Origin of the sequence: Sphingomonas yantingensis, assembly GCF_014199325.1 — a bacterium.
Taxonomy (GTDB): domain Bacteria; phylum Pseudomonadota; class Alphaproteobacteria; order Sphingomonadales; family Sphingomonadaceae; genus Sphingomonas; species Sphingomonas yantingensis.
The window spans coordinates 174948-196549 of the sequence record NZ_JACIJJ010000003.1 but is presented as its reverse complement, the minus strand read 5'-3'; the positions used below and the strand labels follow the sequence as shown (position 1 = coordinate 196549).

At 68.9% G+C, this 21602-nt stretch carries 23 protein-coding genes; 13 read left to right on the top strand and 10 right to left on the bottom strand.

The genetic code is table 11. The annotated features are described in order from the left end of the window. Positions 1 to 2: 2 nt before the first annotated feature. Genes FHR19_RS10820 through FHR19_RS10810 form a run of 3 tightly spaced genes read right to left on the bottom strand, consistent with a single transcriptional unit; the run spans position 3 to position 2460 of the window. Positions 3 to 980, bottom strand: coding sequence for a glycoside hydrolase family 43 protein (locus FHR19_RS10820; protein WP_184028127.1), 978 nt, complete (start codon positions 978 to 980; stop codon positions 3 to 5). Continuing rightward, a complete protein-coding gene (locus FHR19_RS10815; protein WP_184028126.1) occupies positions 977 to 1600 on the bottom strand; it encodes a 2-dehydro-3-deoxy-6-phosphogalactonate aldolase in 624 nt (207 codons plus the stop codon). Before FHR19_RS10815 ends, FHR19_RS10820 begins: the two co-directional genes overlap by 4 nt. Beyond that, positions 1597 to 2460 (bottom strand): 2-dehydro-3-deoxygalactonokinase, encoded by an 864-nt coding sequence (locus FHR19_RS10810; RefSeq protein ID WP_184028124.1) that lies wholly within the window; start codon positions 2458 to 2460, stop codon positions 1597 to 1599. The genes FHR19_RS10815 and FHR19_RS10810 overlap by 4 nt, the downstream gene beginning before the upstream one ends. A gap of 92 nt (positions 2461 to 2552) precedes the next feature. On the opposite strand from FHR19_RS10810, the gene FHR19_RS10805 reads away from it, so the two are divergent. From FHR19_RS10805 to FHR19_RS10790, 4 genes are all read left to right on the top strand, one after another. Continuing rightward, positions 2553 to 3305 (top strand): FadR/GntR family transcriptional regulator, encoded by a 753-nt coding sequence (locus tag FHR19_RS10805; protein WP_246359469.1) that lies wholly within the window; start codon positions 2553 to 2555, stop codon positions 3303 to 3305. A 67-nt stretch (positions 3306 to 3372) separates the two neighbouring features. Continuing rightward, complete coding sequence (locus FHR19_RS10800) at positions 3373 to 5337, top strand: S9 family peptidase (protein ID WP_246359468.1); 1965 nt, start codon at positions 3373 to 3375, stop codon at positions 5335 to 5337. 59 nt (positions 5338 to 5396) lie between these two features. Beyond that, positions 5397 to 7274: a two-component system response regulator gene (locus tag FHR19_RS10795; protein WP_343053242.1), complete on the top strand. Its 1878-nt coding sequence runs from the start codon at positions 5397 to 5399 to the stop codon at positions 7272 to 7274. Further along, complete coding sequence (locus FHR19_RS10790; RefSeq protein ID WP_184028121.1) at positions 7274 to 8902, top strand: HAMP domain-containing sensor histidine kinase; 1629 nt, start codon at positions 7274 to 7276, stop codon at positions 8900 to 8902. The genes FHR19_RS10795 and FHR19_RS10790 overlap by 1 nt, the downstream gene beginning before the upstream one ends. On the opposite strand, the gene phhA is transcribed toward FHR19_RS10790, so the two are convergent. Continuing rightward, positions 8875 to 9747: a phenylalanine 4-monooxygenase gene (gene phhA, locus FHR19_RS10785; RefSeq protein WP_184028119.1), complete on the bottom strand. Its 873-nt coding sequence runs from the start codon at positions 9745 to 9747 to the stop codon at positions 8875 to 8877. The genes FHR19_RS10790 and phhA overlap by 28 nt on opposite strands. A 38-nt stretch (positions 9748 to 9785) precedes the next feature. Between phhA and FHR19_RS10780 the strand changes: the two genes are divergently transcribed. Together FHR19_RS10780 and FHR19_RS10775 are read left to right on the top strand one after the other, a co-directional pair. Then, entirely contained in the window at positions 9786 to 10442 is a 657-nt protein-coding gene (locus tag FHR19_RS10780; protein ID WP_184028117.1) for a TIGR02117 family protein, read from the top strand. Then, a complete protein-coding gene (locus tag FHR19_RS10775) occupies positions 10433 to 11122 on the top strand; it encodes an alpha/beta hydrolase-fold protein (protein ID WP_343053241.1) in 690 nt (229 codons plus the stop codon). The genes FHR19_RS10780 and FHR19_RS10775 overlap by 10 nt, the downstream gene beginning before the upstream one ends. Positions 11123 to 11238: 116 nt before the next feature. Here the strand turns inward: FHR19_RS10775 and ruvX are convergent, their stop codons facing one another. Both ruvX and FHR19_RS10765 read right to left on the bottom strand, forming a co-directional pair. Then, complete coding sequence (gene ruvX, locus FHR19_RS10770) at positions 11239 to 11709, bottom strand: Holliday junction resolvase RuvX (protein ID WP_184028115.1); 471 nt, start codon at positions 11707 to 11709, stop codon at positions 11239 to 11241. After that, a complete protein-coding gene (locus FHR19_RS10765; RefSeq protein WP_184028920.1) occupies positions 11706 to 12806 on the bottom strand; it encodes a DUF3089 domain-containing protein in 1101 nt (366 codons plus the stop codon). The genes ruvX and FHR19_RS10765 overlap by 4 nt, the downstream gene beginning before the upstream one ends. Before the next feature lie 129 nt (positions 12807 to 12935). Between FHR19_RS10765 and gatC the strand changes: the two genes are divergently transcribed. The 3 genes from gatC to gatB are packed head-to-tail and all read left to right on the top strand — an operon-like array spanning position 12936 to position 16187. Continuing rightward, entirely contained in the window at positions 12936 to 13223 is a 288-nt protein-coding gene (gatC, locus tag FHR19_RS10760) for an Asp-tRNA(Asn)/Glu-tRNA(Gln) amidotransferase subunit GatC (protein WP_184028113.1), read from the top strand. Next, complete coding sequence (gatA, locus tag FHR19_RS10755) at positions 13220 to 14704, top strand: Asp-tRNA(Asn)/Glu-tRNA(Gln) amidotransferase subunit GatA (RefSeq protein ID WP_184028111.1); 1485 nt, start codon at positions 13220 to 13222, stop codon at positions 14702 to 14704. The genes gatC and gatA overlap by 4 nt, the downstream gene beginning before the upstream one ends. 1 nt (position 14705) lies before the next feature. Next, positions 14706 to 16187: an Asp-tRNA(Asn)/Glu-tRNA(Gln) amidotransferase subunit GatB gene (gatB, locus tag FHR19_RS10750; protein ID WP_184028108.1), complete on the top strand. Its 1482-nt coding sequence runs from the start codon at positions 14706 to 14708 to the stop codon at positions 16185 to 16187. A 115-nt stretch (positions 16188 to 16302) separates the two neighbouring features. Here gatB and FHR19_RS10745 read toward each other — a convergent pair whose 3' ends face one another. Continuing rightward, positions 16303 to 16506: a hypothetical protein gene (locus tag FHR19_RS10745; RefSeq protein WP_184028107.1), complete on the bottom strand. Its 204-nt coding sequence runs from the start codon at positions 16504 to 16506 to the stop codon at positions 16303 to 16305. An 81-nt stretch (positions 16507 to 16587) separates the two neighbouring features. Here FHR19_RS10745 and FHR19_RS10740 point away from each other — a divergent pair, with 81 nt between their 5' ends. The 3 genes from FHR19_RS10740 to FHR19_RS10730 are packed head-to-tail and all read left to right on the top strand — an operon-like array spanning position 16588 to position 18913. Beyond that, the gene (locus FHR19_RS10740; protein WP_184028105.1) at positions 16588 to 17262 is read left to right on the top strand and encodes a hypothetical protein; all 675 of its coding nucleotides are present in this window, start codon (positions 16588 to 16590) and stop codon (positions 17260 to 17262) included. Further along, positions 17259 to 18332, top strand: coding sequence for a M48 family metalloprotease (locus FHR19_RS10735; RefSeq protein ID WP_184028103.1), 1074 nt, complete (start codon positions 17259 to 17261; stop codon positions 18330 to 18332). Before FHR19_RS10740 ends, FHR19_RS10735 begins: the two co-directional genes overlap by 4 nt. After that, positions 18329 to 18913, top strand: a complete 585-nt coding sequence (locus tag FHR19_RS10730) for a hypothetical protein (RefSeq protein WP_184028101.1) — start codon at positions 18329 to 18331, stop codon at positions 18911 to 18913. Before FHR19_RS10735 ends, FHR19_RS10730 begins: the two co-directional genes overlap by 4 nt. A gap of 140 nt (positions 18914 to 19053) precedes the next feature. Here the strand turns inward: FHR19_RS10730 and FHR19_RS10725 are convergent, their stop codons facing one another. From FHR19_RS10725 to rplK, 3 genes are all read right to left on the bottom strand, one after another. Further along, a complete protein-coding gene (locus FHR19_RS10725) occupies positions 19054 to 19200 on the bottom strand; it encodes a hypothetical protein (protein ID WP_184028099.1) in 147 nt (48 codons plus the stop codon). 101 nt (positions 19201 to 19301) lie between these two features. Further along, positions 19302 to 20000 (bottom strand): 50S ribosomal protein L1, encoded by a 699-nt coding sequence (rplA, locus tag FHR19_RS10720; RefSeq protein WP_184028096.1) that lies wholly within the window; start codon positions 19998 to 20000, stop codon positions 19302 to 19304. A gap of 4 nt (positions 20001 to 20004) precedes the next feature. Then, complete coding sequence (gene rplK / locus FHR19_RS10715; RefSeq protein WP_184028094.1) at positions 20005 to 20436, bottom strand: 50S ribosomal protein L11; 432 nt, start codon at positions 20434 to 20436, stop codon at positions 20005 to 20007. Positions 20437 to 20609: 173 nt separating this feature from the next. Between rplK and FHR19_RS10710 the strand changes: the two genes are divergently transcribed. Beyond that, positions 20610 to 21518: a hypothetical protein gene (locus FHR19_RS10710; protein ID WP_184028092.1), complete on the top strand. Its 909-nt coding sequence runs from the start codon at positions 20610 to 20612 to the stop codon at positions 21516 to 21518. Positions 21519 to 21602: the final 84 nt, after the last annotated feature.

Sequence of the window (21602 nt, the reverse complement as noted above, 5' to 3'; positions counted from 1 at the left end):
GTTCAGGGCGCGGGTGCCGGCCCGGCAGCGGGGCGGGCGAATACGGGTTCGCCGTCCCGTGTCCACGTCACCTCCTGCACATGCGGTGCGCGGCGGTTGCCGCACCCGAGCTTTTCCGCGTTGTTCGCGTGATAGACGATCCACGTCCGCCCGCGCGCGATGAAGAAGCCGTTGTGGCCGGGCGCCCAGATGGCCGTCGCGGGCGACTTGGCGAGGACCGGGCGGGGGGTCTTGCGCCAGCTCTCCGGGCGCATCGGGTCGGCGCCCGGCGCGGCGCTCAGCAAGCCCACGGCATAGTCGTCGGACCAGCAGGCGCTGCCCGAATAGGCGATGTGAAGGCCGCCGTCGGGGCCCTTCAGGAATGCCGGCCCCTCGAGGATCTGTCTCCCGCCCTGCCGCTCCCATAGCTGGTCGGGGCGGGCGATGATCGCTTCCCGGCCCGCCAGCGTCCACGGGTTCGCCATCCGCGCGATCGCGATCACGCTGTCGGGGCCGACATAGGGCGAATAGGCGAAATAGCGTCGGCCGTGGACGGTGAAGGTCGTGCCGTCGATGCCGGGCCGCGCGGAGTTCACCCGCCCGCGATCGATCCATTCGCCCTTCAGCGGGTCGGGCGAGCGGTTCTCCAGCACCCAGACACCCCGATGCGCGTCGTCGTCGGCCGCTCTGTCGCTGGCGGTGTAATAGAGGAACCAGCGGCCGTCGATGCGGTGCAGTTCGGGCGCCCAGATCGAGGCGCTGTTCGGGCCGCTGGCAGGCGCGCGCCAGACGACCTGTTCGGGTGCGTCGGCCAGGCGGGCAAGGTTGCGGGTGGTGCGGATCGCCAATCGGTCGCCGCGCGTCGCCATGAAATAGAAGGTGCCGTTCGCCTCGACGATCCACGGATCGGCGCCCGATGGCAGGATCGGATTGACGAGTGTGCGCGCATCCGACGCGGCGACCAGCAGCGTCGCCGCCAGCACGAGCGCGGCGCGCCTCATCCCTCGCGCCACGCGGTCACGAACGCGCGGGCGGCGTCCCCGACCTCTCGGGCGGTCGCGCCGCGCTTGTAAAGAGCGGAGCCGAGCCCGAAGCCGTTAGCCCCCGCCGCCCGCCACGGGGCCATCGTGTCGGGCGCGATGCCCCCGACCGCGAGCACCGGCACGCCCTTCGGCAGCACCGCGCGCTGGGCCTTCAGCACCTGCGGGCTCGCCGCCTCCGCCGGGAAGAGCTTGAGCGCGGTCGCCCCTGCGCCGAGTGCGGCGAAAGCCTCCGACGGGGTGAAATAGCCGGGGAGCGAGGCCATGCCGCGCCGGGCGGTCTCGGCGATCACGTCGATGTTGGTGTTGGGCGAGATCACCATCCGCCCGCCCGCATCGGCGACGCGGGCCACGTCCTCGATCGTCAGCACGGTGCCAGCCCCGATCATCGCGCGGTCGCCGTGGGCGCGCGCCAGCGCCTCGATGCTGGCGAAGGGATCGGGCGAATTGAGTGGCACTTCGATCAGGGTGAAGCCCGCCTCGACCAGCGCGTCGCCGATCCCGACGACCTCGTGAGGCTCGACCCCGCGCAGGATCGCGACAAGCGGCAGGGCGGCGAAGGACGTGTCGAAATCGGTCATGCTTGAAGCTCCCAGATGCGGATGATGCCGGCAAGGAACGCGGCGTGGCTGTCGACGAGGATTGCGCGTGCGCCCAGCGCCTCGATCGCGGCGGTGTAGAGCGCGCCGAGCGCCGGGTCGGCAAGGAGGTGGACGCTATCGCCCGCCCGCACGCGCACGCGGCAATCCGCTCCGATCAGCAGGCCGCTGACATAGGCGGCGGCATCGGCGTCGTCGCGAAGCGCGAGCACGCTCGACGCACGCACGCCGAACAGCGCGGTCGTCAGGTCGCCCTCGCCGCTGCGCGCGATCCCGTCGCGAAACGCGGCGCCATCGGCGACCGGCCCCCGCATCGCCGCGCCGATCAGCGAATGATCGCGCAGCAGCGCGAACAGTTCGCCCGTCATCGCGGTCGAAAAGCGGGTCAGCGCGCCCCCCTCGACCCGCGCCCATTTGCAATGGGTGCCGGGCTGGCACATCAGCGCGTCGGCCGGGGCAAGGCCGCCCGCAACGGCGCCTAGGAACTGCACCTCCTCGCCGCGCATCACGTCGCCGCGCTGCCCCTCGACGATGGAGACGCCCGGGACGATCCACGCGTCTTCAGCTACCGGCAGCAACCGTGCGGCCAGCGCGGCGAGCGACGCGGGGCAGGGGACGTAGCCGGCATCGGCCCAGCCGCGGTTCGACCCCACCATCCCCGCCATCAGCAACGGGCCATCGCCCAGCCGGGCGCGGATCGCCGTGGCGGCATCGGCATAGCCGCCTGGCGGGACCGAGAGGATACCGGTCGCATCGCGCATCACGTCGGCGGGCCGTCCATCCTCGATCCGCCAGGCGCGGCGATTTGTCGTCCCCCAGTCGACGGCGATGAAACTGCTCATGTCGGGGCAATGCCTCGCTTTTTTATAATATCAATCGTTCTTGTCGATCCGAAACCGATCTGCAACAGTCTTTCGACCGAAACGCGAAGCTGATGGGGTGGCTGATGGCGGACGATCCGCTGATCCGGGGTGAACTGGGACGGAACCTGACCTTCGGGCTGCTCGAGGTGCTCGGCCGCGCGATCGTCACCGGCGAATATCGCGACAAGCCGTTCCCGATCGAGGCCGATATCGTGAAGCAGCACGGCGTCAGCCGGTCGGTGACGCGCGAGGCGGTCAAGATGCTGGCGGCCAAGGGCCTGCTCGGCGCACGGCCCAAGCAAGGGACGTTCCTGCGCCCGGAAGAAGCGTGGAACCTGTTCGATACCGACGTACTGCGCTGGCTGCTCGAACGGCGGTCGAGCCTGACGCTGCTGCGCCGGTTCAGCGAACTGCGCATTGCGGTCGAGCCCGCCGCCGCCGCACTGGCGGCGCAATATGCGACCGAGGATCAGCAGGCGGCGATCACCGCCGGGCTCGAACGGATGCGCTCGGCTGAAATCGGCGACGACGACGCGCTGGAGGCGGACATCGCCTTTCACGTCGCGGTGCTGCGGGCGACGAACAACCCCTTCTTCTCGCAGTTTCGCGACGTGGTGGCGACGGCGCTCAGGACCTCGATCCGGTTCACCAACCGGCTGGCAGGGCGCAGCGCGAGCATCGCCGATCATGCCGCGGTGGCCGACGCGATCCTGGCGCGCGACGGCGCGGCGGCGCATGCGGCGATGGAGACGCTGATCGCAAAGGTCCTCGACCTCATCGTCGCCTCGGTCGAGCGCGAGGGCGGGAATATCGAGCGCGGCTAGGCGCTTGCCGGGCGGCCCCGCATCCCCCTAGAACCCCCGGCGACATGAACGCACGAGAGGGTTGCCGATGCCGCGTCTGAAGCCGTTGTTCCTTGCCGCCACGATGCTCGCCGCACCGCTCGCCGCGCAGCAGGCGCCCCAGCCCGCCGCGACCGTGGCGACCAGGCAGGAGGGGACGGCGACGCTTCAGAACGTGCCCGAAATCCCGGGCGACGTGCGCGCCGCGGTTCAGCGGTATCAGAACAGCCGCTCCGCCGAGTTGCAGGACTGGCTACCCGACGGGTCGATGCTCGTCACCACGCGCTTCGGCGCGACCGCGCAGTTGCACCATGTCGCGGCGCCGGGGGCCGACCGGCGGCAAATCAGCTTTTACGACAGCCCCGTCGCCGGCGCGGACGCGCTGCCGGGGCAGGGCAACCGCTTCATTCTCACAAGGGATACCGACGGTGACGAGTGGTTTCAGCTGGCGGTCAAGGGGCTGACCGGGCCCGAAGTGCTGCTGACCGAACCCGGCACGCGCAACGGGTCGCTGGTGATCGCCAAGGACGGCAGCCTTGCCGTGTGGGCGCGCGCGACCAAGGGCGCGGCCAACTACACGATCCTGTCCGCCGATCCGGCCATTCCGGGGTCACGGCGAGAGGTGTTCAAGGCCGGTGGCGCGGTGGCACCGGCGGACCTTAGCGAGGACAAGTCGAAGCTCGTTTTCCTGCGCTCGATCTCGAACCGGGAGAGCCAGATCTTCGTGCTCGACATGGCCAGCGGACAGGCGACGCGCATCGCGCCGAATGCGGCGATGGCGCGGTACGAGGACCCGCATTTCCTTCCCGGCGGCAAAAGCCTGATCGCGATTTCCGATCGCGACAGCGACGTGCGTCGGCTGGTCGAGATCGACCTGGCCACCGGGGCCGAGCGGGTGCTGACCCCCGGCCTGAAATGGGATGTCGAGGCGTACGACCTGTCTGGCGACGGGCGCATCCTCGCCTATTCAGTGAACGAGGACGGGGTGAGCCGCGTCGTCGTGCAGGACCGGGTGACGCGCCGCGCGCTGCCGCAGCCGGTGCTGCCCAAGGGCGTGCTCTCCGCCCTCAAGTTCGCGCCTGACAATCGCCGGCTGGCGATCGGCCTGTCGACCGCGACCTCCGCGGGCGATGTCTGGACCTATGACGCAGTGGCGGGCGGCGCGCTGACGCGCTGGACGAACAGCGAGCTTGGCGACCTCGATCCCGCAAAGCTGGCCGAACCGAGCCTGATCCGTTTCAAGTCGTTCGACGGCCTGTCGGTGCCGGCGTTCGTCTATCGTCCAACCAATGTACCCGCGGGCACGCGCACGCCGGTCATCATCGACATTCACGGCGGACCGGAGGCGCAGACGCGGCCGAGCTGGAATTACGGCGCGCAATATTTTGCCGATACGCTTGGCGCGACGGTGATCCTGCCCAATGTCCGCGGGTCGGACGGATACGGGAAGCGCTACCTCAACCTCGACAATGCCGAGAAGCGCGAGGAGTCGGTCAAGGACATCGGCGCGCTGCTGGACTGGATCAAGGCGCAGCCGAACCTCGATGCGGGCAAGGTCGCGGTCTATGGCCAGTCCTATGGCGGCTATATGAGCCTGGCCGTCATGACGCATTACAGCGACCGGCTGGTCGGCGGGGTCGAGCGGTACGGCATCAGTGACTTCCGCACCTTCATGGAGCGGACCGAGGCCTATCGCCGCGACAATCGCCGCGCCGAATATGGCGACGAGCGCGATCCCAAAATGGCAAAGGTGTTCGCGCGGATCGCGCCGATGGCGAACCTGGGCAAGATCACCAAGCCGATGCTGGTCATGCAGGGCGCGCAGGACCCCCGCGTGCCGCAGTTCGAGAGCGATCAGGTCGTCGCCAAGCTGCGCGGCCAGGGTGTCGAGACCTGGTACGTCCTGTTCAGCGACGAAGGGCACGGTTTCCAGAAAAAGGGCAACAACGACCTACGGCGGGAGGTCGAGACAGTGTTCCTGCGCAAATTGTTCGGGCAGACGCCCGCGCAGTAGGACGGCGTTAACCCTGTCCGCTTACCCCCTCGTAAGTTCGGGCGAGGGGGAGCGGCCAGGTGCGCATTCTGATTGTCGACGACGAGCCGGCGATGCACGATAGCTATCGCCACTGCCTGTCGCCCGCGCCTTCGCACGAGGCTGGGTTGCGCGCGATGGCCGACGAACTGTTCGGCGCGTCGAACGACGACGGGCCCGCGCCGCATTTCGAGCTGGTCCACGCGCATCAGGGACAGGAAGCGGTCGACCTCGTCGCCGCGGCCAAGGGCGAGGATCGCTTCGCTGTCGCGTTCATCGACGTGCGGATGCCGCCGGGTATCGACGGGCGAGAGACGGCGCGGCGCATCCGCGCCATCGACCCAGACGTCAATCTCGTCATCGTCACCGGCTTCTCCGACTACGCCCCGATCGAGATCGGGCGCGTGGCGGGGCCGGTCGACAAGCTGTTCTACATCGCCAAGCCGTTCGAGATCGAGGAGATCGTCCAGACCGCGACCGCGCTGACGCAGCGTTGGTCGGTCGACCGGCAGCTTGCCGCCGTGCGCGCCGAGCTGGCCGACAAGGTCGAGGCGCTGGAGGAGCAGGCGCACGAGCTTGCCGCCAACGAGATGAAGGCGCTGCACCTTGCCAATCACGACCCGCTGACCGACGCGCCCAACCGGCTCGCCTTCGTCCGGTCGTTGTCGGGCTGGGTGCGCGCGGACGAGCCGTTCGCGATGGCGATGATGGACCTCGACCGTTTCAAGCTGGTCAACGACACGTTCGGCCACCTGGCCGGCGACGAAATGCTGCGCACGATCTGCGACATCCTCTCGGCGCAGGTGCCCGACGGCGGGATGATCGCCCGGCTGGGCGGCGACGAGTTCGCGATCCTGTTTCCGACGCCCGGCACCGAGGCGGCGGTGATGGAGGTCGAGCGGATGATCCACGCCTGCTCTGCCAATTTCCGCATCTTCGGCCACAGTCTTCAGGGCGGGGCGTCGGCCGGGCTGGTCGTGGTCGAGCCCGATACCGGGGTCGATCCGACCGACGTGATGCGCCGCGCCGACCTAGCGCTCAACGACGCCAAGAAGTCGGCGCGCGGTTCTGTCCGCGTATTCGACGAGAGCATGGACGGCGCGATCCGCTTCCGCCGCGCGATCGAGGGCGGATTGTCGAACGCGATCGAGGCGGGCGAGCTTCGCCTCGTCTATCAGCCGATCGTGTCGCACGACACGCTGGAGGTCGTCGCGTTCGAGGCGTTGATGCGCTGGGACAGCGCCGAGTACGGCTCAATCAGCCCGGCGATGTTCATCCCGATCGCTGAGGAATCGAACCTCATCCACGATCTCGGCGACTGGGTGCTGGGCGAGGCGCTGACGATGCTGGAGCGGTGGCCGGGGCAATATGTCTCGGTCAATTTCAGCCCGCGCCAGTTCCGCCGCCCCAATTTCGTCGGGCACGTGGTCGAGCGCGTCGATCGCGCGGGCATCGCGCCGTCGCGGCTCCAGATCGAGATTACCGAAACCGCGATCTTCGACGATGCGGAGCGGGCGGCGGACACGCTCTATCGCGTGCGCCAGATGGGCTTCCGCATCGCGCTCGACGATTTCGGCACGGGCTATTCCAGCCTTTACAATATCCGCAAGTTCGCGCTCGACTGTCTGAAGATCGACAAGAGCTTCATCGACGGCATGGGTCGCGAGCGCGAGTCCGCGGCGATCGTCCAGTCGATCATCCATCTCGGCCGCGCGCTCGGCCTCGAGGTGGTGGCGGAGGGCGTGGAGACCGAGGCACAGGTACAGGCGCTGCGCATCGCCGGATGCAGCCATCTGCAGGGCTTCCACCTGTCGCGACCGATCGAGGCCGCGCGGGCGACCGAGCTTGCCGAGGCACGTTTCATAGAGGCGTCGGCAATGATCGCCGAGGGCGCGCGCGGGTCCGGGACGGTCGGCTGATGCGCGCGCGCGGGGCGCGCGGGTGGATCGACGGGTCGCTGGGCGCGCAGTTCATCGCGATCCTGACGGGCGTGGGGCTGCTGGGCTCGGTCGCGATCACGCTTTTGCTGGCGATCGTCATCACGCCGGGGTTCGACCGGCTGGAGATCGAAGCCGCCGCCGCGCAGCGCGACCGTGTGGCCGCGATGCTGGCCGAGATCGGCGAGCGTACCGCCGCGGCGGCGGGCACCGCCCGCCCGGGCGATGCGCCGGCGGCCTATTCGGTCGATGCGCTCCGGCCGCTCGCCGGGCGTGCCGACGCGCGGCTGCGTTACCGGATCGAGGGCGGGGGCCTGACGATCGTCGCACGCGCCGACCACATGGCAGCAATACGTCGCCTGGATGCCGCGATGCTGCAGCGCCTCACCGGCCTTGGCGTGGTCATCGAGCGGGGCGGCGGCAGCGCGATCGTGCGCGACGGTGACCGGATCGCGGCGACGCTGCCACTGACCGACGCCGACGGGCGCGTTGCCGGACGACTTCGCCTGTCGATGCCGCGCGACCTGTCGGCGCTGGGCCAGCGGATGCTGTTGCTGGCAGTGGGTGGCTCGACGCTGCTGTTGCTCATCGTGCTGGCGGTGCTGCGCCGGTCGATAACGGCGCTGGTGCTGCAACCGCTCGAGCGGCTGGAAGCGCATATGCTGGCGGTGCGCGAAACGGGGGCTCCCACGCCGCTCGCCGCCGATCCGCGCGGCGACGAGATCGGCCGTGTGACGCGCAGCTTCGATGCGATGCTGGCGCAGCTTGCGGACCTGCGCGAACGAATGGCCGCGCAGTCCTATCGCCTCGGTCAGTCGGAAAGCGCGGTGGCGATGATTCACAATGTCCGGAACGCACTGACCCCGGTCAGCACGATCCTGTCGCAGGGGCTGGCCCAGCCGCCCGCGGCCGATCCGGCGCTGTTGGCGCGGGCGCTGGCCGAGCTGGCGGGCGATGCCGTACCCGCGGCGCGGCGGCGAAAGCTCGCCGGGTTCGTCGCCGCGGCGCTGGAGGCCGAGCAGGCGGCCCGCGCCGAGCGACTGGAGCGGCTGGAGATCGGCCGCGCGTCGATGCGGCAGGCGCTGTCGATCATCGGGCGACAACCCGGCGACCTCCACACCCGCCCGCACGTGACGCCGTGCGACGTGGCGGAGATCGTCGCGCAGAACGCGGCGATCGCGCGGTTCGCCGGCGCGCTGCCGGTCGCGCTTGGCTTGCCGACGGGACCCGCCTGGGCGATCGCCAACCGCGTGGTGCTGAGCCAGATCGTCGGCAATCTCCTCGCCAATGCAGTGGAGGCGATCGCCGCGACCGGGCGCAGCGGGCGGATCGACGCGACGATCGAGCATGCGGGCGATCGGCTGGTGCTGACCATCGCCGATGACGGCGAAGGGTTCGATGCCGCGCGCAGCGGGCAGCTGTTTCAGCGCGGCTTTTCAACGCGGTCGGACAAGGCCGGGGGGCTCGGCCTGCACTGGTGCGCCAATGCCGCCAACGCGATGGGCGGCACGTTGACGCTGGAGAGCGACGGCCCCGCCCGGGGCGCCCGCGCGCGGCTGACGCTGCGCAAGGACGGGGCGGATCAGGCCGGCACGCGTGCCGCCGCATAGGCTTGCGTACCGCGATGGAGGACGCGGTCGCTGTCGATCAGCTTGGCGACCGGGATCGAGGGAAGCGGCAGGATCCGCTCGTATAGCGGCGCGAAATCGGTCTCGACGGTGACGCGGAGCAGTTCCTCGAAGCTCGGGATCACAAAGTAATTCTGCTGAAAGTCGTCGATCCGGTATTCGGTCCGCATCACCCGCTCAAGGTCGAAGCCGATGCGATGCGGGCTGGGGTCGTCGAGCGCGAAGACGCTCTCGGCCGAGGACGAGACGATGCCCGCGCCGAAGATGCGCAACCCCTCGTCCTCCTCGACCAGTCCAAACTCCACCGTGTACCAGTAGAGCCGCGCCAGTTGCGGCAGTGCGCCGAGTTCAAGCGCGCGCAGGCCGCCGCGGCCATAGGCGGCAAGATAGTCGGCAAACACCGGATCGGCGAGCATCGGCACATGCCCGAACACGTCGTGGAAGACGTCGGGCTCCTGCAGATAGTCGAGCTGGTCGGCGCGGCGGATGAAATTGCCCGAGACGAAGCGGCGGTTCGCCATATGCTCGAAGAACACGTCGTCGGGGACGAGACCGGGAACGGCGACCACCTGCCAGCCGGTGAGCTTCATCAGCCGTTCCGACAGGTCGTCGAAATTGGGGATGCCCGATTCGGAGAGGCGCAGCGCCTCGAGCCCGCGCAGAAACGCCTTCGACGCACGGCCGGGCAGCAATTTCGCCTGCCGTTCGAATAGCGTATCCCAGACGGCGTGCTCTTCGCGCGTGAACGCGTCCCAATTCTGTGGGATGGTCCAGTCGGTGGCGGCGCCCTCGGGCGGCGCAGCGTGGATGTGCAGGTCAGCGGTCATGGGCGGAATATAGGCAGTTGCACGCGAAACTGAACAGGTTGAAAGGTTCGGCGCTCGGGACACTGGTCGCGCTGCTGCTGCTGGTCGCGGTCGTCGCGCAGGGTTACTGGATCGCCGGATGGATCGGCGCGGCTTTGGAGGCCGCCGGTGCCGAGGCGCGGGCCGCGAGCGGCATCGCGGTTTATGTCGAGGATAACGGCATTCACACCGGCATCGTCGTGTCAAAGGCGCTGCTCACGCCGCGGCTGGCCGGGCGGTTCGTCGCGGCGGACCTTCGCGATCCTCGATACGCGCGGCACGATTGGGTGGCGGTCGGGTGGGGCGACCGCGCCTTCTACCTCGATACGCCGACGTGGCGCGACCTGAGCCTGTCGACGGTCGCCGCGGCTGCCGTCGGGAGCGATGCGACGGTCCTGCATGTCGAGCATGTGCCGCCCCCAATCGCGGGCGGGTCGGTGAAGCGGGTATTGCTGCGGCCCGATCAGGCGCGGCGGCTGGTCGGGTTCATCGACGCGAGCCTGGGTGAGGGGCCTGCCGACCGCGGTTATGACGCCTGGGATGCCTTCTATCCGGCGCGAGGTCATTACAGCGCGGTCCGAACTTGCAACGCGTGGACGGGGGAAGCGCTGATGGCGGCCGGGGTACCGATGGGGCGGTGGACGCCGTTTTCGGGGACGGTGATGTGGTGGCTCTAACCCCGCCCGCGTGGCGCCACACCCTGACCGAAGTGCCGCGCGGGGCGGCGGGGGTGCTTCGCCTAGCCGGCAAATGGCGCGCGATGGCGACGGGGCCGCGCGGGCGGGGCGAGCCGGTGATGGTGCTGCCGGGGCTGTTTAATTCGGATCGCTCGAACGTGGCGCTGCGCCGTCACCTGACGCGGATGGGCTATCGGGTGGAGGGCTGGGGCCTCGGCCGCAATCTCGGGCAGCGGGCGATCGGGCAGGACGGCGAGCGGCTGTTCGCGCGGATCGATGCGATGGCCGAGCGGTATGGTGCGCCGATATCGCTGGTGGGGATCAGCCTGGGCGGACTGATGGCGCGGATCGCGGCGCATCGGATGCCGGGACATGTCGCGCAGGTGGTGACGATCAGCTCGCCCTTCGCCGGGCCGCCCGATGCGACGCGCGTCTGGCGCGCCTATCAGGCGCTGTCGGGCGCACGGATCGACGACCCCGAGGTGCGCGCGCTGGTCGGGGAGGCCGGGCGCCCCCTGTCGGTGCCAACGACCGCAATCTGGAGCGCGAGCGACGGGCTGGTCGGCGGCGCAATCTGCCGAGGTGAGGATTGCGCCGCGGTCGAGGTGCGGTCGAGCCACGTCTGGGTGCAGTTCAACCCCGACGTCCTGCGCGCGGTGGCGGTGGCGCTGGCGACCTGAACAGTCAACCCGGACTTGTTCCGGGGGCCACCGGGCGGCAGGCAGGGCGCTCAAGACGGAATGGCGGCGTTCGTGGCTAACTGGACCCCGGAATAGGTCTGGGGTGACGTGTAACGTCAGGCTTGAGGCACGTTCGCCAGCGCATCGATCGCGGCTTGGAGGATATGCGCTGCCGCCAGCGAGTCCACGCGCTCAGCGCGCTTGGCACGGCTGAGGTCCTGCTCGATCATCAAGCGCTCGACCGCGACGGTGGACCAGCGCTCGTCCCAGAGCAGGATCGGCAGGCCCATGTCGATGAGGTTACGCGCGAACGCCCGCGTCGACTGGGTGCGCGGGCTGTCGGTGCCGTCCATGTTGAGCGGCAGGCCGATGACGATGCCTTTCACCGACTGCTTCACGATCAGGTCGGCGAGCGCGGCCTTGTCGGCGGTGAACTTGGTCCGGCGGATCAGCGGCGCGGCGCTGGCGAAGCTCCAGCCGGCGTCGCAGAGCGCAGTGCCGATCGTCTTAGTCCCCACGTCGAGGCCGATCAGCCGCCCGCCATCGGGCAGCGCGGCGGCGAAGTCGGCGGCGAGCGTGGCGATCACGCGCCGAACGCCGTCAGCCGCCGCTCCGCATCGGCGCGGACGTTGCCCCAGAACAGGCTATAGTCGAACACATGATAGTTATTGCCCGGCAGGACATAGTTGCCGAGATCGGGACCCTCACCGATCATCAGCAGCCCCCGGCCCTCGCACCGTGCGGGGACGCGACCCTTCTCAAGCGTCGCCGAAGTGAGGTCGGCCGACGGGAACAGCGTGCCGAGATTGGCCTGCGCCGGGGCGGCATCGCCCATGTTGCCGGTGATCGGGTTGGTGCAGACCATCGGCGTCCCCGCGCGGCGGGTGCCGTTGAACCCGGTGGTCGCATCGAACGTGTCGAGGATCAGCGACGGATCGGCGGGCTCGCCGAAGCTCTGCCACGACAGGATGCAGCCGACCTGATCGGCGCGCTGGCACTCGGGCAGGCCCATTTCAGGCAGGTCCGCGGTGCGCGAGATCGGCCACCCGACCACGTATGCCGCGACGATTCGCTTAGCGATCGGCTGTCCTGCGACGCGATCCTTAAGGAGACGCGACAGGTGAAGCGCGCCCTGGCTGTGCCCGGCGAGAATGATCGGACGGTCGCCCGCTTCGCTCAAGAACCGGTCGAAGGCGGCGAGCACGTCGCCATAAGCGAGGTCGAGCGCCTGCGTCGCCGCCTGCACATTGGTCAGGAAGGCGCCGAACGTCGCCTGGCGATAGCGCGGCGCCCAGATCGCGCCGACACCGTTGAACGCCGATGCCTGTCCGCGCAGGAACAGCGCCGCGCGGTCGTTGGCGTCGCGGTTGTCGAGCGGCGCGTTCCATGCGGCGCGGTCGAGGTACGAGGTCGGGTGGATGAAGAAGACCGCGGCGGTCGGGTTCCTGCTCGCCTCGACCCCCGGCGGCGTCCACATCGCGGGATTGTTCGGCCTGTCGGGCCGCGCGATCCACATATCGGCTTTTGCATAGGCGTCAGCAGGCGTTGCTGGCAGCGCCTGGAACTGCGCGGTTGGCACCATCGTCTGGCGGAGCAGCCGCACGCCGAACAGGCGGTAGGCGAACATGGCGGCGATGGCGAGCACGATCAGGATGGCGACCAGATAGAGGAACTTGCGGGCCAGCTTGGGCCTCCATTGTGCGATGCAGCATAAACCGGCGACCGGCAATTCGGTTTCGATGCCGCTTGTTTGCGCGATCTGCAACCGCGGGGGCGCTTGATGGGGCTGGATGCGGATGCTAGCCGCACCCGCATGGCCGTCGACACTGCAACCGTAAAGCGCATCGCGGGGCTCGCCCGCATCGCCATCACCGATGAGGAGGCCGGGCGTATCGCGCCCGAGCTCGACAACATCATGGGCTGGATCGAGCAACTGGGCGAGGTCGACACCTCTGCCGTCGCGCCGATGACCGCCGTCATCCCCAACATGCTGCGCCTGCGCGACGATGTCGTCACCGACGGCGGCGTGCGCGAGGCGGTGCTGGCCAATGCCCCGCAGGCCGAGCACGGCTTCTTCGCGGTTCCCAAGGTGATCGAATGACCGACCTGACCGACCTGACCGTCGCCGGCCTGCGCGACGGTTTCCGCGCCGGCGACTTCACTGCGCGAGAGGCGGCGGAGGCGTTCAATACTGCCGTTGCGGGCGCCAAGGCGCTCAACGCGTTCATCGTCGAGACGCCCGAGCACGCGCTCGCCGCCGCCGATGCGGCCGATGCTGCGCGCGCGGCGGGTGAGGCGCCCAAGCCGCTGGCGGGCGTGCCGATCGGCATGAAGGATCTGTTCGCGACGAAGGGCGTGCAGACGACCGCGGCCAGCCACATCCTCGAGGGGTTTACGCCTACCTACGAATCCACCGTCTCGCAGAAATTGTGGGACGCGGGCGCGGGGATGCTGGGCAAGCTCAACCTCGACCAGTTCGCGATGGGATCGTCGAACGAGACGAGCTTCTTCGGCAACGTCATCAGCCCCTGGCGGCGCAAGGATGGCGGCAATGCCGCGCTGACGCCGGGCGGATCGTCGGGCGGCAGCGCCTCGGCGATCGCGGCGCGATTGTGCCCGGCGGCGACGGGCACCGACACCGGCGGCTCGATCCGCCAGCCCGCGGCGTTCGTCGGCATCTCGGGGATCAAGCCCACCTATGGCCGCTGCTCGCGCTGGGGCACGGTCGCCTTCGCCTCCTCGCTCGACCAGGCGGGGCCGATGGCGCGCGACGTCACCGACTGCGCGATCATGCTTGAGGCGATGTCGGGCTTCGATCCGAAGGACGCGACCTCGCTCGACCTGCCCGTGCCGGCGTGGGAAGCAGGGCTGTCGCCCGACATGACGGGCAAGCGGATCGGTATCCCGAAGGAATACCGCGTCGACGGGATGCCGGCGGAGATCGAGGCGCTTTGGCAGCAGGGCATCGAGTGGATGCGCGACGCCGGGGCGGAGATCGTCGAGGTCTCGCTGCCGCATACCAAGTACGCGCTGCCTGCCTATTACATCGTCGCGCCGGCGGAGGCGTCGTCGAACCTCGCGCGTTATGACGGCGTGCGGTTCGGTCAGCGCGAACTGCCCGAGGGCGCGAACCTTCAGGACATGTACGCCGCCACCCGCGCGGCGGGCTTTGGCGACGAGGTGAAGCGCCGCATCCTGATCGGCACCTATGTGCTGTCGGCGGGCTTCTACGATGCGTACTATACGCAGGCACAGAAGGTCCGCACGCTGATCGCGCAGGATTTCGAGAAGGCCTGGGCAGTCTGCGACCTGCTGCTGACGCCCACCGCGCCCTCGGCGGCGTTCGCGCTGGGCGAGAAGCAGGCCGATCCGCTGGCGATGTACTTGAACGACGTTTTCACCGTGCCCGCCTCGCTCGCCGGCCTGCCCGCGATGAGCGTGCCGGGCGGTCTGGACGGCGCCGGGCTGCCGCTGGGGTTGCAGGTGATCGGCAGGCCGCTCGACGAGCAGGGCGTGCTGAACGCCGGCCTCGCGATCGAACAGCGCGCGGGCTTCAGTGCGCGCGCGGAAAAGTGGTGGTAAGATGAGCGAATATCGCATTCACGGCGCAACCGGCGACTGGGAAGTCGTTATCGGGCTCGAGGTCCACGCGCAGGTCACGTCGAAGGCCAAGCTCTTCTCTGGCGCGGCGACGGCGTTCGGGGCGGAGCCGAACACGCAGGTCAGCCTAGTCGACGCGGCGATGCCGGGGATGCTGCCGGTGCCGAACCGCGAGTGCATTCGTCAGGCGGTGCGCACCGGCATGGCGATCGACGCGGCGATCAACAAATGGTCGCGCTTCGACCGCAAGAATTATTTCTACGCCGACCTGCCGCAGGGATATCAGATCAGCCAGCTCTATCACCCGCTGGTGGGTGAGGGGCGGATCGAGATCGCGCTGGACGACAAGAACCCCGATGCGGGCACGAAGGCGATCGGCGTCGAGCGCATCCATGTCGAGCAGGACGCGGGCAAGCTGATGCACGACCAGCATCCGACTCGCTCGTACGTCGACCTCAACCGCTCGGGTGTCGCGCTGATGGAGATCGTATCGAAGCCCGACATGCGCTCGCCAGCGGAGGCGGGGGCCTATGTCCGGAAGCTGCGCACGATCCTGCGTTACGTGGGCTCGTGCGACGGCAACATGGAAGAAGGCTCGATGCGCGCCGACGTCAATGTCAGCGTGCGCAAGCCGGGCGACGCGTTCGGCACGCGGACCGAGACGAAGAACGTCAATTCCGTCCGCTTCGTCATGCAGACGATCGAGTACGAGGCGCAGCGGCAGGTCGACGTGCTCGAGAGCGGCGGCACGATCGTGCAGGAAACGCGGCTGTTCGACCCCGATAAGGGCGTGACCCGCTCGATGCGGTCGAAAGAGGACGCGCACGACTACCGCTATTTCCCGGACCCCGACCTGCTGCCGCTGGAACTCGACGACGCGTTTCTCGAGGAATGCCGTGCGAGCCTCCCCGAACTGCCCGACGCCAAGCGCGCGCGGTACGAGGGTGAGCTTGGCCTGTCGCCCTACAACGCCGCGGTGCTGACGGCGGAGGGGGAGACGGCGCGCTGGTTCGAGGCGCTGCTGGACGCGGCCGGATCGACCGTTACGGCCAAGGCAGCGGCAAACTGGGTCATTTCCGACCTGTTCGGCGCGCTCAACCGGATCGGCAAGGATATCGAGGCGTCGCCGGTCACGCCCGCGCAGGGCGGCGAACTGCTGCGCCTGATCGCCGACGGGACGATCTCGAACACGCTGGGCAAGCAGGTGTTCGAGATTATGCTGGAGACGGGCGAGGGCGCCGAGGCAATCGTCGAGGCGCGCGGTTTGAAGCAGACCAGCGATACCGGCGCGATCGAGGCGGAGATCGCCAAGGTGCTGGCGGCGAACGCCGACAAGGTCGCCGACTATCGCGGGGGCAAGGACAAGCTGTTCGGCTTCTTCGTCGGCCAGACGATGAAGGCGATGGCGGGCAAGGCCAATCCGGGCGTCGTCAACGACCTGCTGAAGAAGGCGCTGGACCAATAATATTGTATCCCGGCGAAGGCCGGGGTCCAGCTGGTGAGGCGATAAAGAGAGGCATTGCGCTCGCTTTCCGGCGCCTCACCAACTGGACCCCGGCCTCCGCCGGGGTACGGAATGATTACTGCGCGTCGTCGTCCTGATTGCGGACCGTGCCGCCCGCGCCGCCGGCGGTGTCGGGCGAAACCGTGGGCTCGAGCGGCGTGCGGCCCTTGTCCTCGGCGCGCTCGACGTCGGTGCCGCCGCGATCCTCGTTCACGGCGCGTTCGATATCGCTCGGGCGGTCGGCGGGCGGGCTGTCGGGATTGCGGTCGGTATCGGTCATAGCGGTTCCTTTCGTACCCTCAACGCACCGCGGCGCGATCGGGTCGCTTCGCCTTAAGCTTTTTGCGGCATAGGCTGGCCCATGCGGATGATGGCATGGGTTCTGGCGGCGGCTGCCCTCGGGGGATGTACCTCGACGCGCGAGATGACGGCGCCGGGCTATCGGCTGCCGCCCTCGGTCGCGATCGCGCTGCCTCGCGCCGATGTCGAGGTAGGGCGCATCAGCATCGGTGGCGTGGCGCAGGCGGATGCCGAGCGAACCGCGCGCGCCCGTGCCGAGATCGCCCGCGCAGTGTCGGTCTATCTGCGGCATGATCGCGTATCGGCTGCGCCGGACACGCCACGACTGGCCGAGTATGAAGCCTTGCATCGCACCGTCGCCACCGCAATCGCACTCCACAAATATGGCGAGGTCCCGCTGCCGACGAAGCACGGCCGCTTCGACTGGACGCTCGGGCCGGGAGTGCGCTCTGTGATCGGCGCGGGCGATCACGCGCTGTTCCTGACGGTGCGCAGCTACGAGTCCGACGACGGGCGAAAGGCAATGGCGGTGGCGGGCGCGATCGGGTGCGTCGTCGGCCTCTGCCTGCTGCCGGGCGGGGGCGAGCATATCGCCTATGCCTCGCTCGTCGATCTGAAGAGCGGCGACATCGTCTGGTTCAACGTCATGACGGGCGGTGTCGGCGATCCTGCCACGCCGGCGGGGGCCGAGGCGCTGGTCGCCAAGCTGCTCGGTACGATGCGGGGTGCGAAGTGAAGGCGCTCGCCACGGCGCTGGCGCTCGCACAGGCGATGCCCGGCGACGAAGCGGGCCTTAGGATGCAGATGGACGAGGCGGAGCGGCAGCTTCGCACCTCGCCGTTCGTCGTCGCCGACCCTGCGCTCAACGCCTATGTCGGCGGGCTGGTCTGTCGCTTGGCGGGGCCGGACTGTGCAGCGATCCGGGTGCACATCGTCCGCACGCCTTACCTCAACGCTTCGATGGCGCCGAACGGTGCGATGATCGTGTGGAGCGGCCTGTTCCTTCGTACCGCGAACGAGGCCGAACTGGCGGCGGTGCTGGGCCACGAGATCGCGCACTACCGCGCGCGCCATTCGCTCCGCGCGTTTCGCGATCATCGGCGAAAGGCGGATGGTTGGGCGCTGCTGGGCCTGCCGGTTGGGCTGGTCGCGGGCAATCTGGGCTATTCGGCGGTGCAGGTGGGGCTTGCGGCGTCGCTGTCGGCCTATTCGCGCGAGATGGAGCGGGAAGCCGACGCCGCGTCGATCGCGCTGGTGCGGGCGGGCGGGTATGATCCGCATGCCGCCGCCGCGATCTGGTCCGGCGTGCGCGCCGAGCGGCTTGCCGCCGCAACCGCGCGGGGGCGCAAGCCACGCGGGGAGGGCGGGCTGTTCGCCAGCCATCCGCCGAGTGCCGAGCGCGAAGCGACCTTGACGGCGCTCGCGGGGGGTGAACGCGGGCGCGACGGTGCTGACATCTATGCAGCGGCGATGGCGCCGCACTGGCGCTGGCTGATCGAGGACCAGTTGCGGCTGAACGATCCGGGCGGGACGGCTTGGCTGCTCGATCGGATCGAGGCGCGCGGCGGACCGCCTGACTGGATCGCCTATGCGCGCGGCGAATTGGCGCGGGGGGCGGGGCGGCTCGAAGATGCGGTTTCGGCCTATCGCCGGGCCGCGCCGCTGCCCGAGGCTGAGCGGGGGCTGGCACTGACTCTGCCGCATATGGGGGACAGGGCGGGGGCCCAGGCGGCGATCGACCGCTATCTGACGGCGCGGCCCGACGCGCCCGACGCGGAAATGCTGCGCAGCATGGTGACGCCGTGAGGGCGGCTGTGCCGATCCTCGCGCTGCTGCTGACGGGGTGCGGCGACTATGTGCTCGTGCCGCCGGGGCGAGCGGTCGGCGTCGCGAAGGCGGCGATGACGGTGACACCCGATCGCGCCTGGAACCGCAACGGGGGCCTGGGGCCGGGCAAGCGGGCGGAGAGCTGGACGCGCGACGGGGCGATGCTGAACGATCTCACCTTCTACGGCGGGATCGCCGACGGCGAGACGCTGTTCCGCGAGGTCGACAAGCGCGAGGCGCCGCTGCCGAGGTTTGCCGCGGGCATGAGCGCACCGGAGATCGCCGAGTTGCTGGAACGCAGCTATCGCGTCGCGACGGGGACGACGCTGTTTGCGCTAGATGCATTGGCCCCGATGCCGCTGGCGGGGCAGGCGGGGTTCGTCATGCGCTATCGCTACACGCTACCCGGCGACGACGTGGCGCGGCGGGGCGAGGCGCGGGGGGTGGTCGTCGGCGGACGGCTGTACCTGCTGACGTACGAGGCGCCGGCGATCCATTATTTCGAGCGTGATCTGGCGGCGTTCCGCGCGGTGGCGGACAGCGCGCGGCTGAATACTTAGCCAGGCCAGACGAACGCAAACCCGGCAAGGACGAGCGCCGAGAGCAAGCCGTAACGGCCCAGTGCCGCCAGCGAGGGTTAGTCGATCCCGCGGACTGCGCCGAGGGTGTTCGCGATCGCCACGACCAGCGCAGCGGCACTTCAGACCGCGAACCACGGTGATCCGAACTTGAACCGGAGCAGCATGACGAAGATCAGCAGCGATGCGGCGAACCCCGCGATCAGCGCAAGAAACGCGAATAGGGGCATGGCCGCGATTTGAGCCAAAGCCCCCAGGTTGGTCAGCACGGTATTGCCCGTCTTGCAGTCCACGCTCTTGAACGTCGCACATAAAGAAAAGGGCCGGGAAGTCGCCCTCCCGGCCCTGTCCTACAGTCGGTCAGCCGTGCTTAAACGGCCGAGACGTCCGCGACATCGACCTTGATGCCCGGGCCCATCGAGGAGCTGACCGCGATCTTGCGCAGATACTTGCCCTTGGCGCCCGACGGCTTGGCCTTGACCACCGCATCGACCAGCGCGTCGAAGTTCGCGCGCAGGTCCTCGGCCGGGAACGACGCCTTGCCGATGCCCGAGTGGATGATGCCGGCCTTTTCGACACGGTACTCGACCTGGCCGCTCTTGGCCGCCTGGACGGCTGCCGCCACGTTCATCGTCACGGTGCCGAGCTTGGGGTTCGGCATCAGGCCCTTGGGACCCAGGATCTTGCCGAGGCGACCGACGACGCCCATCATGTCGGGCGTGGCGATGCAGCGATCGAAGTCGATCTTGCCGCCCTGAACGATCTCCATCAGGTCCTCGGCCCCGACGACGTCGGCGCCAGCCTCACGAGCCTCATCCGCCTTCGCGCCCTTGGCGAACACGCCGACGCGGACGGTCTTGCCGGTGCCCTTGGGGAGGAGGACGACGCCGCGGACCATCTGGTCGGCGTGGCGGGGGTCGACGCCGAGGTTGAGGGCGACTTCGATCGTCTCGTCGAACTTCGAGGTCGCGTTGGTGCGGGCGAGGGCGATCGCCTCGTCCACATTGTACAGCTTCTCGCGGTCGACGGCGGTGGCCAGTGCCTTGGCCTTCTTGGTCAGCTTGGCCATGATTTCAGCCCTCCACCACTTCGAGGCCCATCGCGCGGGCCGAACCTTCGATGATCTTCGTCGCGGCATCGATGTCGTTGGCGTTCAGGTCCTTCATCTTGGCCTGCGCGATTTCCGACAGCGCCGAGCGCTTGATCTTGCCCGCGGTCACCTTGCCCGGCTCCTTCGAGCCCGACTTCAAACCCGCGGCCTTCTTGATGAGATAGGTCGCCGGCGGCGTCTTGGTCTCGAACGAGAAGGAACGGTCCGCATAGACGGTGATGACGGTGGGCAGCGGGGTGCCGACCTCCTGGTCGCCGGTCGAGGCGTTGAACGCCTTGCAGAATTCCATGATGTTGACGCCGCGCTGACCCAGCGCCGGGCCGATCGGCGGCGACGGGTTGGCCTTGCCGGCCGGCACCTGCAGCTTGATATAGCCGGTGATCTTCTTTGCCATGTGTCTCACTCTGTTGCCGAGGCGCAAGCGCCGCGGATCAAGTTGAGCGGTTGAAGCGGCCGGGCCGAAACCCCGCCTCCCGCAAATCCCGTCGATGTCTCGATGGAAGCCGCGCGCCTAGCGCAAAGCCCGCCCACTTGCAATGTAGGATTTCATGTGAACAGATGGCGAACATGGCCCGATTGTTCACCGCCGAACAGGCAGAAGAGAACCGCCGCTTCCTGACCGAACTCGCGCGCACGGGCAATGCCCGACTGTCGGCGCGGGTCATCGGCAAGGCTTACGGCACGATGCAGCACCGGCGAAAACAGCACCCGGTGTTCGCGACCAAGTGGGACGCGGCGGTCGTCGCGGCACAGGCGCGGCTGGCGCGAAAGGGCGCGGCCCGGCCCGAGGCGCGGCAACCGGGCGCACGGGCGAAACGCGCCGCGCCCGAGCTTCGCACCGCGGGCGGCGAGCCGGTGATCCTGCCGCTCAGGAACGGCCGGCTCCAGCTGCGTGCCGCGCAGCCCGGCAAGCTGACGCGCGCGGCCGAGCAGGCGTTCCTGATGGCGCTGGCCGCCACGTGCAACGTGCGGCTGTCGGCGGCGGCGGCGGGCGCGGCGGAAGCCGCCTTCTATCGCCGCCGCCGCCGCGACCCCGGCTTCGCCCGCGAATGGGACGAGGCGCTGAAGATGGGATATAAGCGGCTGGAGGCGGCGCTGATCGAGGGGTTCAATCCCTGGAGCCACGAGCATGACGGCTGGCGCGACAACGAGCCGCTGCCGATCCCGGCGATGACCACCTATCAGGCGATGGCGCTCCTCTATCACCACGACAAGCGCATCCGCGATCCCGATCCGCTGGCGATCAAGGTCGACAGCCTCGGCCGCTACAGCCGCGCCAACAAGCCCGCCGAAGTCCGCGCCGCGCAATATATGGAAGACCGCGCGCGTCAGGCCGACGCGATCCTGCGCGCGCATGTCGAATGGAAGCTTGGCGTGGCGCTCGACAAGTTGAACGGGCGGCCCGAGGGGGCAGGGCCGCCGATCGCGCCGCTGGATATGGTGGCGGAGTGGGAGAAGGCGGGGAAGCGGGGGTAGCTTCGTTAAGAGTGTGATGTTACCGCAATGCGCGGCTTGGATGATCCCATGGCTACCTGTGCGCATACTTTCTAAGGTCGCAGG

Coding starts and splice junctions, on each gene's coding strand:
- rplK (WP_184028094.1), bottom strand. CDS start 20,436: ATGGCAAAGAAGATCACCGGCTATATCAAGCTGCAGGTGCCGGCCGGC.
- FHR19_RS10745 (WP_184028107.1), bottom strand. CDS start 16,506: ATGACCGATACCGACCGCAATCCCGACAGCCCGCCCGCCGACCGCCCG.
- FHR19_RS10710 (WP_184028092.1), top strand. CDS start 20,610: ATGGCCCGATTGTTCACCGCCGAACAGGCAGAAGAGAACCGCCGCTTC.
- gatA (WP_184028111.1), top strand. CDS start 13,220: ATGACCGACCTGACCGACCTGACCGTCGCCGGCCTGCGCGACGGTTTC.
- phhA (WP_184028119.1), bottom strand. CDS start 9,747: ATGACCGCTGACCTGCACATCCACGCTGCGCCGCCCGAGGGCGCCGCC.
- FHR19_RS10815 (WP_184028126.1), bottom strand. CDS start 1,600: ATGACCGATTTCGACACGTCCTTCGCCGCCCTGCCGCTTGTCGCGATC.
- gatC (WP_184028113.1), top strand. CDS start 12,936: ATGGCCGTCGACACTGCAACCGTAAAGCGCATCGCGGGGCTCGCCCGC.
- rplA (WP_184028096.1), bottom strand. CDS start 20,000: ATGGCCAAGCTGACCAAGAAGGCCAAGGCACTGGCCACCGCCGTCGAC.
- FHR19_RS10810 (WP_184028124.1), bottom strand. CDS start 2,460: ATGAGCAGTTTCATCGCCGTCGACTGGGGGACGACAAATCGCCGCGCC.
- FHR19_RS10740 (WP_184028105.1), top strand. CDS start 16,588: ATGCGGATGATGGCATGGGTTCTGGCGGCGGCTGCCCTCGGGGGATGT.
- FHR19_RS10805 (WP_246359469.1), top strand. CDS start 2,553: ATGGGGTGGCTGATGGCGGACGATCCGCTGATCCGGGGTGAACTGGGA.
- FHR19_RS10800 (WP_246359468.1), top strand. CDS start 3,373: ATGCCGCGTCTGAAGCCGTTGTTCCTTGCCGCCACGATGCTCGCCGCA.
- FHR19_RS10820 (WP_184028127.1), bottom strand. CDS start 980: ATGAGGCGCGCCGCGCTCGTGCTGGCGGCGACGCTGCTGGTCGCCGCG.
- FHR19_RS10790 (WP_184028121.1), top strand. CDS start 7,274: ATGCGCGCGCGCGGGGCGCGCGGGTGGATCGACGGGTCGCTGGGCGCG.
- gatB (WP_184028108.1), top strand. CDS start 14,706: ATGAGCGAATATCGCATTCACGGCGCAACCGGCGACTGGGAAGTCGTT.